The sequence below is a fragment of the Oceanobacillus jeddahensis genome, assembly GCF_000750635.1.
Lineage (GTDB): Bacteria > Bacillota > Bacilli > Bacillales > Amphibacillaceae > Oceanobacillus > Oceanobacillus jeddahense.
The window spans coordinates 30,440-45,812 of the sequence record NZ_CCDM010000010.1 but is presented as its reverse complement, the minus strand read 5'-3'; the positions used below and the strand labels follow the sequence as shown (position 1 = coordinate 45,812).

Annotated in this window: 15 protein-coding genes; 3 read left to right on the top strand and 12 right to left on the bottom strand. The window is 38.5% G+C overall.

Annotated elements, in window-relative coordinates:
- Positions 1-669 precede the first annotated feature (669 nt).
- Both BN986_RS25405 and BN986_RS25400 read right to left on the bottom strand, forming a co-directional pair.
- Complete coding sequence (locus tag BN986_RS25405) at positions 670-906, bottom strand: YolD-like family protein (RefSeq protein ID WP_040985559.1); 237 nt, start codon at positions 904-906, stop codon at positions 670-672.
- The gene (locus BN986_RS25400) at positions 906-1,121 is read right to left on the bottom strand and encodes a hypothetical protein (RefSeq protein ID WP_040985557.1); all 216 of its coding nucleotides are present in this window, start codon (positions 1,119-1,121) and stop codon (positions 906-908) included. Before BN986_RS25400 ends, BN986_RS25405 begins: the two co-directional genes overlap by 1 nt.
- Positions 1,122-1,235: 114 nt before the next feature.
- Here BN986_RS25400 and BN986_RS25395 point away from each other — a divergent pair, with 114 nt between their 5' ends.
- The 3 genes from BN986_RS25395 (at position 1,236) to BN986_RS27830 (ending at position 2,532) form a co-directional block, all read left to right on the top strand.
- Positions 1,236-1,637 (top strand): hypothetical protein, encoded by a 402-nt coding sequence (locus tag BN986_RS25395; protein ID WP_040985555.1) that lies wholly within the window; start codon positions 1,236-1,238, stop codon positions 1,635-1,637.
- Between the two features lie 129 nt (positions 1,638-1,766).
- The gene (locus tag BN986_RS25390; RefSeq protein WP_040985553.1) at positions 1,767-2,066 is read left to right on the top strand and encodes a hypothetical protein; all 300 of its coding nucleotides are present in this window, start codon (positions 1,767-1,769) and stop codon (positions 2,064-2,066) included.
- Entirely contained in the window at positions 2,059-2,532 is a 474-nt protein-coding gene (locus tag BN986_RS27830) for a helix-turn-helix domain-containing protein (RefSeq protein WP_040985551.1), read from the top strand. Before BN986_RS25390 ends, BN986_RS27830 begins: the two co-directional genes overlap by 8 nt.
- Before the next feature lie 33 nt (positions 2,533-2,565).
- Here BN986_RS27830 and BN986_RS26015 read toward each other — a convergent pair whose 3' ends face one another.
- The 10 genes from BN986_RS26015 to BN986_RS26000 form a co-directional block, all read right to left on the bottom strand.
- Positions 2,566-3,663, bottom strand: coding sequence for an N-acetylmuramoyl-L-alanine amidase (locus BN986_RS26015; RefSeq protein WP_052401170.1), 1,098 nt, complete (start codon positions 3,661-3,663; stop codon positions 2,566-2,568).
- Between the two features lie 46 nt (positions 3,664-3,709).
- Positions 3,710-3,952, bottom strand: coding sequence for a phage holin (locus BN986_RS25375; RefSeq protein WP_040985549.1), 243 nt, complete (start codon positions 3,950-3,952; stop codon positions 3,710-3,712).
- Positions 3,953-3,966: 14 nt separating this feature from the next.
- Positions 3,967-4,311, bottom strand: coding sequence for a hypothetical protein (locus tag BN986_RS25370; RefSeq protein WP_040985548.1), 345 nt, complete (start codon positions 4,309-4,311; stop codon positions 3,967-3,969).
- A 174-nt stretch (positions 4,312-4,485) separates the two neighbouring features.
- Positions 4,486-4,692, bottom strand: coding sequence for a hypothetical protein (locus BN986_RS25365; RefSeq protein WP_040985546.1), 207 nt, complete (start codon positions 4,690-4,692; stop codon positions 4,486-4,488).
- Positions 4,673-7,015, bottom strand: a complete 2,343-nt coding sequence (locus tag BN986_RS26010) for a phage tail protein (protein ID WP_187378626.1) — start codon at positions 7,013-7,015, stop codon at positions 4,673-4,675. The genes BN986_RS25365 and BN986_RS26010 overlap by 20 nt, the downstream gene beginning before the upstream one ends.
- Positions 7,016-7,221: 206 nt before the next feature.
- Entirely contained in the window at positions 7,222-8,307 is a 1,086-nt protein-coding gene (locus tag BN986_RS25355) for a sugar-transfer associated ATP-grasp domain-containing protein (RefSeq protein WP_040985544.1), read from the bottom strand.
- Positions 8,308-8,376: 69 nt separating this feature from the next.
- Positions 8,377-9,222 (bottom strand): M14 family metallopeptidase, encoded by an 846-nt coding sequence (locus BN986_RS25350; RefSeq protein WP_040985542.1) that lies wholly within the window; start codon positions 9,220-9,222, stop codon positions 8,377-8,379.
- Positions 9,219-10,490: a hypothetical protein gene (locus BN986_RS26005; protein WP_052401168.1), complete on the bottom strand. Its 1,272-nt coding sequence runs from the start codon at positions 10,488-10,490 to the stop codon at positions 9,219-9,221. The genes BN986_RS25350 and BN986_RS26005 overlap by 4 nt, the downstream gene beginning before the upstream one ends.
- A 9-nt stretch (positions 10,491-10,499) precedes the next feature.
- A complete protein-coding gene (locus tag BN986_RS25340; RefSeq protein WP_040985540.1) occupies positions 10,500-11,450 on the bottom strand; it encodes a phage tail domain-containing protein in 951 nt (316 codons plus the stop codon).
- Between the two features lie 3 nt (positions 11,451-11,453).
- Positions 11,454-15,371, bottom strand: a complete 3,918-nt coding sequence (locus BN986_RS26000) for a tape measure protein (RefSeq protein ID WP_052401167.1) — start codon at positions 15,369-15,371, stop codon at positions 11,454-11,456.
- Between the last annotated feature and the right edge of the window lie 2 nt (positions 15,372-15,373).

Below are 15,373 nucleotides of genomic sequence, written 5' to 3'. Positions count from 1 at the left end.
AAAAGGATTCTCGGACATGCTACTGGCGATATCACTGAAAAGACATATACCCACAAAAACATCAAACAACTAATTGATACGATTGATAAATTAGTTATTTAGCTTGTATATTAAACGTATATTTAGTGTATATTACGACGCTTGTTTTTGATATTTTTCAGTTACTTCTGGTTGCTTAGCCTTTTAAGATCAACGGTTTGACGAGGTGGTTAAATTCTAAAAATTTATACCACCTGTAAGTTGTTATCGTTGATTTTATTGACTTGGACAGGTTTTTTGTATATTGTTTGTAATTTGCGTTAACTTATCCACAGTTTTTTCAACAGACTTCATGTTCTGTTTATGTTGCTAGAATTGTTGCAAAAAATCAATTAACCATTAGCCACTTTTTATTCTATACTAATTAAGATGAAAATAAAACAAGATACAATGGAAATTCCCATAATCCAAATATTTGAAACATCTTTTGATGTTATTCTATATGATGTCAAGAGCGAAATCAATAATGATGACAACGGTTTACATCTATTAAAAGAGAGGTATCCCCTCTCTTTTGTTTCGTAATTAAAAAGGACGCCCACAAAGAGCGCCAATAAGGAATTATAAAAAATACGAGATAAACCTCATACCTCTTGATTATAACATAGGTATATGATTTTGTTTGCTTTTTTATAAAGTATCTACTTGCACTATCCAATTAAAAGGGATATCTACTACACCGCCATCATTCGAGCATTTTATAACCATATCCCATATATCGATTGGTTCATCAATATGGCAAACAATTTCTTTAAAAGTCCCCTCATTAAAATACTTTATCCATACTGCTTTTCCCTCTTTATACGCATCATATATTCTAATCCCGTTAAGTTCTAATTGATCTAAATCCAATACTGGTTTTTGCATTAAGCTCCAACACTCCTTTTTACTTGACCACATGACAGGATATTTTCTAACTTAAAGCTTCGCACCTGTTTACGATAATAACAATATGCCAGCACCCTTTTCTCATCCATTTCCACAACTCTAATAATCCTTTGACTAACTTCACCCTTGGAATCAATATAATATATCATGATTTTCTCTTTCCCAACCTTGGCATTTGTTAAAAATCCAATCATAATTATCCCTCCAAAAATTGGCGTTTGACGAATGTTTGTTCTCATTATACCATATAACATATACAAAACAAGAACAAGTGTACTATTATTTTTTAGCAAGGAGGATGAATTGAAGTGGAATGTTATTCTATTACCCGTGTCACTCCAGAAATGTACGGATATAAAGACCGTGGAATTAAAAAGTGGCAAGGAATGATCCTGACTGATCAAACCGAAGCCACTAAAGAAATGATGAAAAAAGAATTCCAGGAAGTGCAACCTAAAGAAGAAATGACGATAGAGGAAATATCTCAAGTGCTGCATAAAGCTTATGTTAAGGATCTGCCCGTAGCAATCCAAGCAAACACTATACGTAACGGACAATATTACAAAGACGTACAATGCAAGGTTGCAGGGTATAACAGCGGGAAGATATTTTTAAAAGTTATAGACGGCCGTAAGACCAGCTGCACAATAGATCAGATACGTAATATAGAGTTTATGGACGTGCTGGAATGGTACGATAAACTCAAGTGAGCGCCTGCTTTGCGGGCGTTTATTTATTTTTCAAAAAAAGTTTTAATAAATGTGTTGACATGCGATAACGCATATAGTATATTATAAACAAGACATGCGATAACGCATATAAAAAAGGAGATGGATATTATGTTTAAAGGAATCGAACAGGCTAAAAAGGATTTTGATATGACACAGGACGGTGCAGTAATTTTTGCAGATCTAAAGGACGGATCAGTATGGTGCGACGTGTTTGACATCCCAACGTATCATGATGATCATGTCGTATATGTAGTAAGCAAAGATGATCTTTTTGAGCCGAATGAAACGTATGCTGCAAGCACTATTAGAGAATTAGCTGAAATGAAGAAAGATATGTTTGAGCAAGGATATGATAAGCTACAAATTGAAGCTGACTATAACTTTGCGGAGGTGCTATTCCATGGCTAAACGCGACAAGGATTTCGGTAGGTTCCTAGGCATCGCTAATATACTAGGAGAAAGGGTCTTCGAAGAAGAAAGACGTTCAGTGTCAGCATTGTATCAAGAAAAATTAAAAAAGAACCCTGCTAAGGCTGTCCAACTTATCCATGAAAATTTAATGCAGTACCAAAATAGTTTTACGGATAATGATTGGGTGTTGATGGATATACTCGGTGACATCATAGCAGATATGGATGAAGAAGATTTTACCAACGAAGGTATTGAAGATAAAGAGCAGTTTATCTTACAGTCTCACCGCCAACGGGGATTATTAAGTAACCTGATGAGCTCTAAACACGCCAGCGAATACTGGGGGATTTCAGAGGGGTATATTAAAAACCTCTGTGCAGAGGGAAAAATTGATGCCGTTAAAATCGGCAAAAGCTGGGTAATTGATAAGCGCCAGGAAAATCCAAGTGCGCCTAAAGATTAAAGGAAAGCCCCCACAAACGTGAGGGCTTTTTAATTACTGTAAATCTTGCCTGCGTGTAAAACCGATATAATTACCCCTGCTATTCTTTAAACGGATCTCATTTCGCCAGGAATTATTGACAGTATCTACTATTCCACTGATTGGAGTGCTACGCACATTTTTAGTGCTTGCAGATGTAGTATATAAGCGCTTTGCAGTTACTCGGCTACCTTTTGATACGCTTCTGCCGGAACTACTTGAAGTGCTGCCCTTGGAAGTACCGTCAACAATTCGCACCAGGTCTTTACGGGCTGTAATGTAGTACAGGTCGCCATTAGAATTTTGAACACGATACTGCAGACTGCCGTTGACACGGTAAAGATTATCTACAATCCAGCCCTCGCCTTTTTTAAAGCTTCCAGATGGATTCGTCCAGCGCTGCGTATCATAGTAGTTAACGCTTGGGGCGATAGCTTCGATACACTTACCTTTGTCATCTGTACCGACCCATTGAACACCACTGGAAGATGTGCTGCTGGATGAACCAGAACCACTTGAACTGCCAGAACTACTAGAGCCAGATGAACCACTAGATGATGTCGGACTGACTCCAACGGCTTTAATAATCGCCTTGGCGTATTCGTCCACTTGATTAACCATAATATCTGCATCTGTCTTGTTCGTTCCAAAGCCAAGCTCAATTAATCGGTACGTGATGTTATTATTTCTTGCTCTGTTTACATTCCCTAAATTGGATCGTCCACTGATGCCTGAATACCCTTTATGGCTATACCTCACACCTACCATAGATTTAATAGCGTCCCGCAAAGCTAAATCCGTTTTATCCGGGCTGTACGCGCTATGGATAATGACATGGCCGCCTCTTGCAGATGCAGTCGCTGCGTCATAATGGAACTCTGTTACCTGGTCAGCTCCATACTGCTTCACAAGTGCAGCTAGATTCCCTCGGCTCACGACACTATAACTATCGAAAAATACAATGTCATGCCCCTTAGGCAAATGACGCTTAATAGCAGGGAATAAATCTTCCTTCATGTACCGATGCTCGCCTTTGGAGATAATCCCAGTTGCGCCTGGATCAAATTTCCCGTTAGCTAACGTTCCATGACCTGCAATAAATAAATGTGTCATCATAAAACCTCCTTATAAATTAAAAAAGAGCAGCCGCAGCTACTCTTTATTTCCATCTTGCTTTATCATCTTTTGATGCTTTTAAGATTCGGTCTGCCTCCTGGGCTTCCTTAGTAACACTGTTGTTTTTCCACCACGTATAGACAGCCACCACTGCTAAAACAACCGCAGACACACCTTCATAAATTTGTTCTTCACTGAACGGAAGTGGATTCCATCCGAATGTCACCAGTACCTGGTTTAATAGTAAAACTGCTAATACCGCTAACCTTGTAATTGCTTGTTGCATATTATCCTCTCCTTTTAGCTATTGATTACATAAGTCAAGAAAAATACCGCCAGGCTAATCCCTAAGGCAAGCCATGACGGTAAGTTATTCAATACATTTTCTCTACGTTTAACTTCTTTTTCGACATCATCGATGTTAGCTTTATCCTTCATTTCTTCTTTAATCTCACGGATGTCTTTTTCTAACTCAGCTCCTTTGTTTCTTGCGCCTTTAGCGATGTCGTAAGTTTCGTTTATTCGCTCTTTCATATCTAACAAGCTGTCTAGTTTCCCATCCTGTTTGGCTAGCGACACCTTGACTTCCATCAGGACATTCATAAACTTTTCCATGTCCTCCACTTCCTTCTGTGTTGTGTCCATTCTCGACCCCCTGACATTCAGATGTTAAAAAGAGGCTAGCGATGTGCTAACCCCATAAAAAATAACGCTTATTCAGCGTTTTTAAATTCACAATTACATATTTTCATTTCTCCAGTATCTAAGATAAACACTGTATTGCCATTTAAACTCTCTAATTTTGGCATGTTGACCCTCCTATTTTTTCTTTGGTTGCTCAGCAGCTTTATCCATTTCATCAATCTGCTGCTGTCTTAATTCTTCCAGTTCCTTGTTTAAATCTGTATTTTCTTGATACAACTCTGTTATAGTTGCATCCCTTTCAGCTATTTTCATTGATGCTTCTGCTAATTGATTTACTAAGGAATGGTTAATGTAATCTTTATTAGGCTGTTTCTGTTCCATTTTCTAGCACCTCTACCCTCTGTAATAAATTCTGTAGAACATGTTGCTGAATAAACATAATATTGTCTTTCTTAATTGTTTCATCATCTTTTTTAATCAAGTAATCATTTTTCATTTTAAGATCATCAATGATAAATCCGACTTGCCTGTCATAAACGGTCTGAGGTTTGTCTTTATTGAATTTCATACTCTCATCCCGGCGCCAGTCAAAAGTTACTATCTTGGCATTGCGGATAAATTCAAGGCTGTCCTCCAAAGAAATTATTCCTTCATTCTTTTTAAGCCTTCGTGCAGAAGGACCTTCTACTGTTCCGTAAATATGGTTAGCGTAAATAGTATTCGTATATACGTAAGATAGATATCTGTCGCTACGGCCCACATTATAATTGTTCTCCGATGGGTATTGTCCGTAAATTGAAGGATTGTGACCATCAACATAATCGGTATCAATTGCAAACCCTCTATTAGCTGTAGGATTTGTAATGTATACAGTTCTCCATCCCAAGATATTATCTACATACATTCTTCTAAATCTTAGGTTAGGTTTACCAAAATCATAGTCTCCATGTGATAAAGGAAAAATTGTGGAAATACTTTCTGTGAAATCAATGGTAAGCGATTTATCCCAATTCGTAGCTTTATTTTGATATCGAAACCTTCCGCCACTAATACTATTTGCTGCACCTTCCGCGATTGCTCTGGTTGTATTCCAAATTGCGCCACTATAATATTCTGACAGAGTGTCTAAATCAGCAGCACCTGTCGTGCCGGAGTAGGCAAACGGATAATCCAATAGAGATTTACCGACACCGAAGCCCGCAGAACGAACGACGCCGTCCTTTGTGTCGCGGTATTGGATTCTGTTACCCACAGAAGTAAAATTAATTCTCGCACCACTACCAAGAGTGAAATACGCCCTTTCCATTTCCAACTCACCGGTGTTCATATTAAATGTAGTGTTTCTGTTTAAACTTGTGAGAATACCACCGGCTATTCTGTCGGCAAGCATAGCGCCGGAACGAATTACATCAGCGACTATCCCGCCCTCTGCTGTCATAGCAACTTCAAATGTTCCTCCGCCATCTCTGGAGAAACCAATCGCATCACCAACATATCTAGTCATGTAATTTGGGTTGTCTCCATTCCAGCCGATAACGCCATTCTGCATATATCTAAAGACACTATCCGTATTACCTTTGATGATATCCGTTACCTCTTGAACAGCGTTAGGAAGCACGCTGTACTGTAATTTGATATCTCCATTCAGTAGGTCAGAGATATTCTGCGCAGCAGCATTCAGATTAGCTTGATGCCTCTTAACCAATCCTGGTGTGCCGAAGGTATAGGATGCATCAATAACTTTTCCATCCCATCGCTTTTTTATCATTTTAGAAGCAACACGTATCTCTTCATCAAATCCGATGCGTCTATCAATTAAAAATACCCGGTCGCCCAAACCTGATTGGGCAATCGGGTATCCTTGTTCCCGTAAGTCGTGTATAGTTGCTGTCACGCTTATTTTTAGAGATTCGTCAACTCGTATCTTCAATTGTTCATCCATAAATTCCGTTGTACGAATGTTACCGTTTTTTATAGGAGGAGCGTGACGAATGCCGATTCCCGGAATTCTAGATAATGGAGATGTGTATTCGCGAATTAAATTAGCATCTTGCCAATCTTCTCCGCCTTCGCCATCCCCATAATCTCCATATCCCCTAGCGAAGGTGTATAACTCATTAGCATCAATTTCTTCTACTATATTAGATGCATTAAGACGATGCTCGTATCTAGCTTGTGAATCAATTCCGATAAAGTTTTCAATGAATACAGTATTGCCTACTATTCGAAACTCACCTCTATATCGGTTTAACCCTTCTTCAAACATTTTCAAATACGTTTTTCCTTCACCCGCACCCTCCCACTGCTGAGCTTCAAAGGTACCGTTTAGAACAAAATCGTACTTGGTATCTTCAAACAGCAAAGAGAAATAAAAATGCGCAGTCATATGGCGGTCATACCGTTCATAGATGCGCAAAGAGTCAAAGTCATCAAAAAACAACGGTATTGCTTTTACAGTTGCTCTTAATTTATTACCTTTCCCTTGTTTCTTAAGGAATTTAATCTTATATTCAATGTCCTCAAGGACTAAGGTCCACATTTCAGTTAGATCATGCAGATACAACAAATTGACTTTGGTTGCTTCGATTTCAGCTGTCACTATTGGTTTACTGTTTATCTCAGCTTCCCAAGTGTAGGTTATCTGAGCTGGATATTCTTCGCCTTCTAGGTCTATTAGGTACAAAAATATCACCTCTTTTCTCATACAAAAAGACATCTCAATTGAGATGTCTTTTTGTATGAACTTTAGTCTATATAAATTCTTTTCCTCTTTAAGAATTCGTTTTAAACACTATAACAATAAATAACGTTAACATTGACAATGACAAAATTATAGCTCCAGCAAAAAATAAATCGTTATCTACTAAACGGCGTTTTTTAGGTTCCATTTTATTTTTTCATCTCCAACCACTATTTTTCTTTCAATTTCAAATTCAAAAAATCTGATGCCGGATTGTCCTTTAACAAAGGGTAAGAATACTGATACCAGCTAATATCTTGGTGTGAGTTAATCTCTAATATCTTAAAACCATCATCTGTAATTACTACATCGAACCCTAACCACGATAATTGTCCAATATAATCAGTTATTTCTTCTAGTTTTTGGATTATTGAAGACCAATCAGGCAACTGTCCTTTTATAAGAGCTTCTGTGTCTGGGTGAAGTTTATATTCGGAAAGCTCCCCATTTATTTTTCGGTATCCTTTTTCAAAATAACCGTTATTAATATCCACAAGCGAGAACAAACCTCCCGCCGATGCATTGTCAACCCCTTTAGTTTCACTTGTTCCAAATCTTATAAAGGCATTCGCTGTTTTCGCTGGTTTGTTTCCGTCTTTTATTACCATAACTCTTATAGAGTTTGCTGTACCCGGATGAATTAAATCGATATCTTTGTGCGCTTTCAAAAATTCAGTCACTAGATATCCATCCAAAGATTTTATTAAATTGATCAAATCATTCTCTTCGATCTGTTTTCCATTAGCAAAAAAATGGTTATCAATACATTCCAACTTGTAAAAACCCGCACCTAAAGATCCTGCTTCTTGTTTTAGAGCAAGGATACCTTTTTTCTTTAGCAAATTAACAATTGATTCTACCGAACTCGTTTCTTTGTCGATAGAATCCATCATTGGGATTATCTTATTTTTATTTAAATTATAGTAATACTGTGGTTGATACTCATTATACCTACTTAAAATATACTTAGTAGTCAATTTATCATTAATCCACTTCACATATTCGTTATTTAATGGGAACAACCTATAATAATCTAGGTCCGATAAATAATTTCTATAATTTTCATCATTTAGTCCGTAATCGGAAACTTTTGCTGATGTAAACCCTCTTTTGTACGCCCAGATTTTTTTCTTAAAACTTAACCTTTTTTCTTTTCTGAAATCAGCCCAAAATACTTTTACGGCTTTCCTTGTCATATATGGCTTAATTCCTGTTGCTTTAGATAATCCTTTAATCGTTATTTTTTTCAAAATCACCGTAATTCCCTCCTAATAAGGGAATTATATCCTATATTAATCAAATAATCACTAGGTATTTAATTTTTATCACATAATATCGATTAAAGTAGGGTTTTGGATACTTTTAAACAGCCATACGTCGGATTGCAAGCAAAATACAAGCATTGCATTGATTCCTTCTCTTGTTTGCACTTCTGGTGTTCTCATCCTAGATGTTTCTATTAGCCACGATACAACATACTGGCCATTTATACCTTTTTGCGCCCCTGACCAAACGTGAAAATGTCTGCCTCCATGATCATTAAAAGGATACTCCATAACATTTTCATTGCTAATGAGTGATAATGACTTTAACGCATTATTCGATATTTCCCTGTGAAAAAATTTATTTCGATATCCATCTTGATAAATCGCCATTTTATGACAAGGGGTGGAATTATCTCGCTCCCAGTTGTGGCAATCAATACTGATTACTGGTTTGATTCTTTCATTCAATTTTTTTATAATCAATGTTTCCTTTTGAGTTTCGTCTTGAAAATCAACATTTATATTCATAAACTCATTATCCCTTGTCTGATGTTCGTATCCATATGGGTTAGCTATTGGTATCCAATAGAATGCATATTTATTTTTGAGATATTCAAATAAGTGTTTAGTATCACCAGGTGCTTTTTCAGGTCTACTTATCCACTCAGCAAATCTTCTAGAGAAGAACACAGGAGGAAATTCATTCCCGTGTATTCCTGATTGCAAATAAATAATCGGTTTTTTTGTATCTAAATCCCTGTGCAATCCATAAACATGCATTGAGGATGTAGAACTTTCTCCTAAGTCCTCAATTTCCCACCCATCAATTTGTAGATGGTTATCAAGGTAGTGCTGATACCCTTGATTTTCGCAGTACCACCCTTTTATCTCGTTAAATAGAATCATGATTGAGAACCTCTTATCACAAATCCGCCTTTGTAGGTTCGATTTTCTATTGACCTGTTTTCAAAAAATATCCTTAATCCTTCTGGAGCAACTATCGGCTTGCGCAATGCAAGTTTAAAAAACCTTTCATTTGATTCCATATCGTAATGCAATATATCCCACATACTTGATCCTAAGTCCACAACATTTTTAGGATGCTCAACAGAACCTAAACTTGTACTTCTATTAATTGTTCTGTTGTATACCTCCCAACTTCCGTTTTTCATAACTTCAACGAATAACCATAATGCGTTAGGAGTATCAGATTGCCACTCCAAACTATCTATTTCTGTATAACCATTAAAAATGGTCATTTCAGTTCTTTCTCCTGGTGCAACTCCGTCATAGTATTTATACTCCATTATGGTTGACTTTTTGACATGAGATTCACTGCCTCTTGTTTTATGCATTCTTGACATGCTACCCATAACATCGATTTCATTTTCATTAATTTCTTCATCGTCATTATACGCTATATTCAACCTGTACCATCCAGATTCTTCAACGATAAAATCTTCATGCAACCAATCAGTTGCACTGATAAACGAATCTTCTCTTGATTGACTAAACCAAAAAACCATAAATTTTAAATTTGAATAATCAACTAACCTTATAACCCCTCTATCTAGATAAACATATTCCACACTTCTGATTCTGGTCTTATTTGATAAGATCGGCGTTCCATCCTCACGATTTAAATGACCTAATCTCCACGTTAAATCCATCCCGTTTACAGTTTCGTTAAAAATTGATGTCAATACATCACCCCCTAACTTATTGAGATTTACTGACCTATCAGATATACCAGTACTTTGGTACAACCCTCCATCCGTCCACTGATTTGTCCCATTATTCCAGTAGTACCAATGTCCGGTTTCCTCTACTAAAAATATTCCATCTTCACCGTTAGGGTATTTACTTTGTAGATCTTCTATTGTTGACATTACTTCTTTAGGTGATCCACTTGCCATTCTTGATAATCGTTCGTCGACATAATCACGATTAGCTTTTGTTGCTGATATTGCATCTGCTGCGTTAAGTCTCTCATTTAAAACTCTATGCCCGCCTCTAGCTTGAGCTACTTCTTGATCACTCTCTCCTGCATCAAGAACCATATCGTTTAACTGTGTTTGTAAATTAGTGGTCCCTCTTTCAAGCAGTTCCCAATTTTTATTTTCGTTGTTCCTAGCATTTCTATCTAAACCAACCTGCGTCCTGTTTAACTCCACTATGTCACCTCATTTATAGTAATATCTAAAATCATATTCAATTGTTGCACTATCACAATAATAAAGTTGAAACCTATTCCACCCAGGATTCATACTAATAAATGTCCTTCCTGTATCATGAAAAGCATTTAAACCATTTTTGGTTACGTTAGGACCGTCAAAAATATATACATCCGATCTAGATAAATTATCATCATTTATTCTGATGTAATCTTGGTTAGTTTGATTTCTGAGTTGTACTCTCCCATCACTGTTAATAATGTCTCTAAAAGTAATTTTTAAGTCTTGTTCAAACGGATGAACCCCTACGTTACCCGCATTATAAATCCAAAACGGATTATCAACTTTAGCTTCTATATTATAGGTTATAGATTGATCGAATTGATCTGGCTGCATATATTCTAAAGTCAGACCCATTCCATAACCCCATATCTCTGAATTATAATTTATTCCATCACGATTGATGTCAGCAGTAGTTCCTATTGATTCGGCAAAGGGGAGCTCAGTTGTTTCATAAACCAATTCACCTTCACCATCATAAATCATCTGTTCCAATTCAAAAGTGTTCTGTAATCTAACCAGATACCTTTTTCCACCCACAAATTGATTATTCGTTGACTCATCCATCTTTGCAGGTTCGTTTGGATCAACAAAAGCGTAAGCAAGTTTTTTCGCTCGCCTACGCTCTCGAATGTAATATGATTCTTTATCTAAAACTTTTTCAAAAAGCAAGTCTCGTAGCAATGGATAGTCGTGATAATCTTTTCCTCTTGCTACAAAAGGTATACGAATAGTTCGCTTTCCGTAAGCAGAACCGTAATCAATCTGTTTGTCAGAGCCTTCTGGATTTTCATACTGCGGATTAATTTCGATGGATGACACGATAAAGTCTTTAACTATTACACCGAAATCCTCGAAGTTAAAAGCATCTCCATTTTTCCTTATAATTTGCGCATCCACCGTCTAAAACCTCCTTATCACTGCATCTACAGCATTTTCTTCGTTCACATAGGCTCTTACCGCCTCTTTGTTATCGTAAATATTTATTTCTATTGGCTGTCTGTGGTAATCTCCCTGCTGGCTCATTTCATGATTGATTCTTGAATTAATTTGCGCATTGGTATTAGCAACTTGTCCAGCAATATCAAATTGCGGGGTTGCTACATCAAACGGAGACGACACATAATCAGCCATCGCGTCCATAATGCTATACACCTTACCAGCATATTGTTCGATTCCAACGGCAATACCCTCTGGGATCCAACGCCCAACATCATCTCTCATAACATGTGATGGAGAGTTGATTTTCAACGCGCTACGCATAGTTGAGGCAACGCGACTTGCGATACTGCGTGCAGTGGACATTACTCGTCCAACTCCACCATTCAACCCGCCTTGAAGACCGGACATAGCACTAGAACCAACACCAGCCAAGGACCCGCGTAGTCCTCTAAACGGTGACACCATACCACTAGATAACCTTGACATGATTCCTTGGCTAATCGAAGCACCAGCGCTTAATCTGCCTTGAAAACCACTCATAGCCGTTTGTGCTAAACCAGGCAAACGATTCATATTTACGCCCATATTTGACACACCACTTCGGGTGATGTTGTTAAGGTTTTGCATGCCAGTGCTAGTTCGGTTAATCATAGCTGCGGTCATAGCTGTTATAGCGCTAACTACCCCTAATTGTCCATCTAAAATCCCGTTACCTAAACCTTGTGAGACAAATTGACCGTACCCAAAAAACACAGTTGATGGGCTTTGTATACCAAGGGACCCTGTGGCTGCTAAGGATGCACCAGATGTTACGCTTCGCACCGCGCTTGATACTGTGTCCATCATTGATAGAATCCCGCCTGCAAGACCTTGCCCGACATTTCTTCCATATCCTTCATACCGTGATTGATCCATACCGCTGGATACTTCGCTATCTACATTGCTAGTCAAGCTACTCGCTGCGGATGTTGCTGTTTCTTTACTTCCGTCGATTCCGGTTCCAGTCCCTTGGCCTACATTGCTACCGTATTGAATATATCTTGATGATGTGAGGTTAGTTTCAAACTCGGATTCTACGCCACTTGTTAAATTACCTGCGGCACCTCGCGCTGACCCTGAGCTTTCTACAATACCTGTGCTTGTTCTGGTTCCTGTGCTTCTTCCGTATTCTTCGAAAGGAGTTCCTTCTATTTCTGTTGATATTTCTTCACCAGGAGTTCTCCCTAATCCTCTTGATGCCATTTCGACATACGGCGATCCTGTGCCCATGCCGGTTGATATATCGATTGGAGGTTTTTCTCCTAATGTTTCAAAATCATAGTTACCTAAAGCTAAACTTAAACCTGTATAACCAGTGTCAGCAACCATCTCTGCTTGGCTTTCCAAATAAGGGATACCAGCATCAAATCCTTCAGCAAATTCAGTCGGAGGCACAATTCCATATTGCTCCCAGTCAGCTTCATTGATTTGAGTACGGAGGATCGTTTCCATGCGTTCGACAAGAGTTGTCATTAAGTCGATTACTTCATCAAACCCTTCTCCTAAAGCATCTTTAAGAGCATTAGAAGAAAGTTCTCCACCTTCTTGATAGGTTTCAGCTAATGTTTCTAATTTTTCTCCACTAGTACCGTTGGTTTCGTCAAGGTCATTGACCATTTCCTGTAATACTGCCGCTTGGTCGATTCCCATATCCTCAATAAAAGGGATAAAACTTTCGTATCCGTTTTGACCAGCCCACTCCATTAAACGACCTTGATTTTCTCCCCATTGCTCCACCATATCTTGGTTGTGCTGCATGGTTTCAATCATACTGTCCATGGTGTGTTCGGTTTCGTCTTCGATTTGAGTAAATGCATCAGTTGCAGCATCTTTTAATTCGCCATATTTATCAGCTAGTGAATCAAATGCTTCTTGTGCTTTTCCTTCTAAATCCTCATAAGATATAATAATGTCTTGATTATTATCTGTGATGATGTCTCTAGCATTTTGACTGGATTCAACGTATTGTTTATGAGTAGTCTCATACTGGATTTCAAGTGTATCAAGAGTAGCCATTAAGTTTTGTTCTTGTTCGTCTAATTCTTCTATTCCTTTTCTGGCTTCTCTAGCATCTTTTCCGCCTTGGTCTAGCTGTTTATTCCATTCCTTACGCAACGCCGCAGTTTCTTCTAATTGCAATTCTACATCTTGTTGTTCTTTCAAAATTTCTGTTAGACGCTCTTGTGCAGCGTTGCCTTTGTCTTGCTCCGCCATCAGGTCGATACGAGCCTGCATTTTTTCAGTAGATTCGCTTAACATATCAGCTTCCTCGTTGTAAGAAGCATTCAACCCATCTACATTTTCATTCAACTGTTCTACTGCCATGCTAATATTGCGTTTGTCTTCTGCCGATTTATTTTCCTTATCTGATAGTTCTTCAACGGTCCCCAAAAGTTCATTATTCGCTGAATGAGTTGCTTTGATATCATTAACTCTATCTTTATACGCGCCCGCACTTTCGTTCATAGAGTCTACTAGTGAATCAGTAGATTCTCCCAATGCTTCAGTTTCGTCTTTTAAGCGCTCGGTTTCTTCCGAGGTTGTATCAAAAACATTCCAAATAGCAATTGCTCCAGCAACTACACCTGCCCCTAAAGTGATAATCCAACCAACAGGTCCCATTAACGCAAGCATTGCCGCTCTCAAACCTAGGACAGCGCTCCTAAATCCTATTAATGCTGTTCCGGTTGCTGCTGCAGTTCCTCCGAATGTTGCCATGGCTAGTGAAGTTGCTGCGGTAGCCGCTGTGACAGCAGCCTGAATTACAGGAATACCCATCAATGTTGCTCCAAAAGCAACCATAGCTGTTCCAAGCGATTTTACTATCATCATCCCTGCAAATGCCGCCACAGTAGCTCCGATAACAGGAATCAAAGGTTTCATCAATCCTAATAGGGGTTTAAGTGGTTCTAGCAACCAAAATAAAGCATTACCCACAGGTTCTATAACCGCGGCCGCAGTTGACATTGTAGACTCCATAAAAGAACCAAAATTACCAACCATTTCACGCATCGTTGGTAATCCATTATTGGATAACATTCTGTCAATTGCTTCAATGATTGCGGTCACACCACGTGCTGCAGCTGCTCCCATATTGGCAAATGCACCGGACCATGATTCACCAGCTTCTTTTGCCGCTCCTGATATATTAGTAACGCCATTCGTTCCTTCCATCATGGCTGTGGTTACTGTATTCACAAAATCCTCGGCACTGATTTCTCCATTGGTTAAAGCGTTTGATACATCTTCAATACTTCTACCAGTTGCCTGGGCGTATATGTCCACAGCAGGAATACCAGCTTCAAATAGTCGGTTTAGTTGGTCCATACCAACAGTGCCTTTTGTGAGCATGTTTTGGAGCGCATTCGTTACATTGGCAAATTGTTCGTTGGACCCATTACCATAGAAGGCTACTGCATCACCCCATGCCTCGATATATCTTGTGGCATCTTCTATGCTTGCACCACGTGTAACAAAATCCTGCACACTTGCAGCTGCAATATCTAATCCGTATGCAGTGCCAACGACAATATCATTTGTTTTGTTTAAAACAGCGTTTGCCTCGTCTGTACTGCCTGTCATTTCTGTCATGACTCGTTCGAATTGCTCCATAGTGTCGATACGTTGAAACGCTAGGTCTACAGCATTACGAAGTACTCTAAACACGCCAACAGTTGCAGCGATGCCGCCAATGGTTTTCAACAAACTACTAATTGATAAATCCGCATTTTTGCTAGAATCATCTATTTGATCTACACTTGATGCCGCGTTATTAAATGCAGCCCCGAATTGGTCTACCCCAGTGGCTTTGAGATATGCCTCTACGGAATAACTTTCCATTG

Bases quoted from the DNA above. Each gene is read 5' to 3' on its own strand.
- BN986_RS25405 (WP_040985559.1), bottom strand. From the start codon at position 906: ATGCAAAAACCAGTATTGGATTTAGATCAATTAGAACTTAACGGGATT.
- BN986_RS25400 (WP_040985557.1), bottom strand. From the start codon at position 1,121: ATGATTGGATTTTTAACAAATGCCAAGGTTGGGAAAGAGAAAATCATG.
- BN986_RS25390 (WP_040985553.1), top strand. From the start codon at position 1,767: ATGTTTAAAGGAATCGAACAGGCTAAAAAGGATTTTGATATGACACAG.
- BN986_RS27830 (WP_040985551.1), top strand. From the start codon at position 2,059: ATGGCTAAACGCGACAAGGATTTCGGTAGGTTCCTAGGCATCGCTAAT.
- BN986_RS26015 (WP_052401170.1), bottom strand. From the start codon at position 3,663: ATGACACATTTATTTATTGCAGGTCATGGAACGTTAGCTAACGGGAAA.
- BN986_RS25375 (WP_040985549.1), bottom strand. From the start codon at position 3,952: ATGCAACAAGCAATTACAAGGTTAGCGGTATTAGCAGTTTTACTATTA.
- BN986_RS25370 (WP_040985548.1), bottom strand. From the start codon at position 4,311: ATGGACACAACACAGAAGGAAGTGGAGGACATGGAAAAGTTTATGAAT.
- BN986_RS25365 (WP_040985546.1), bottom strand. From the start codon at position 4,692: ATGGAACAGAAACAGCCTAATAAAGATTACATTAACCATTCCTTAGTA.
- BN986_RS26010 (WP_187378626.1), bottom strand. From the start codon at position 7,015: ATGAGAAAAGAGGTGATATTTTTGTACCTAATAGACCTAGAAGGCGAA.
- BN986_RS25350 (WP_040985542.1), bottom strand. From the start codon at position 9,222: ATGATTCTATTTAACGAGATAAAAGGGTGGTACTGCGAAAATCAAGGG.
- BN986_RS26000 (WP_052401167.1), bottom strand. From the start codon at position 15,371: ATGGAAAGTTATTCCGTAGAGGCATATCTCAAAGCCACTGGGGTAGAC.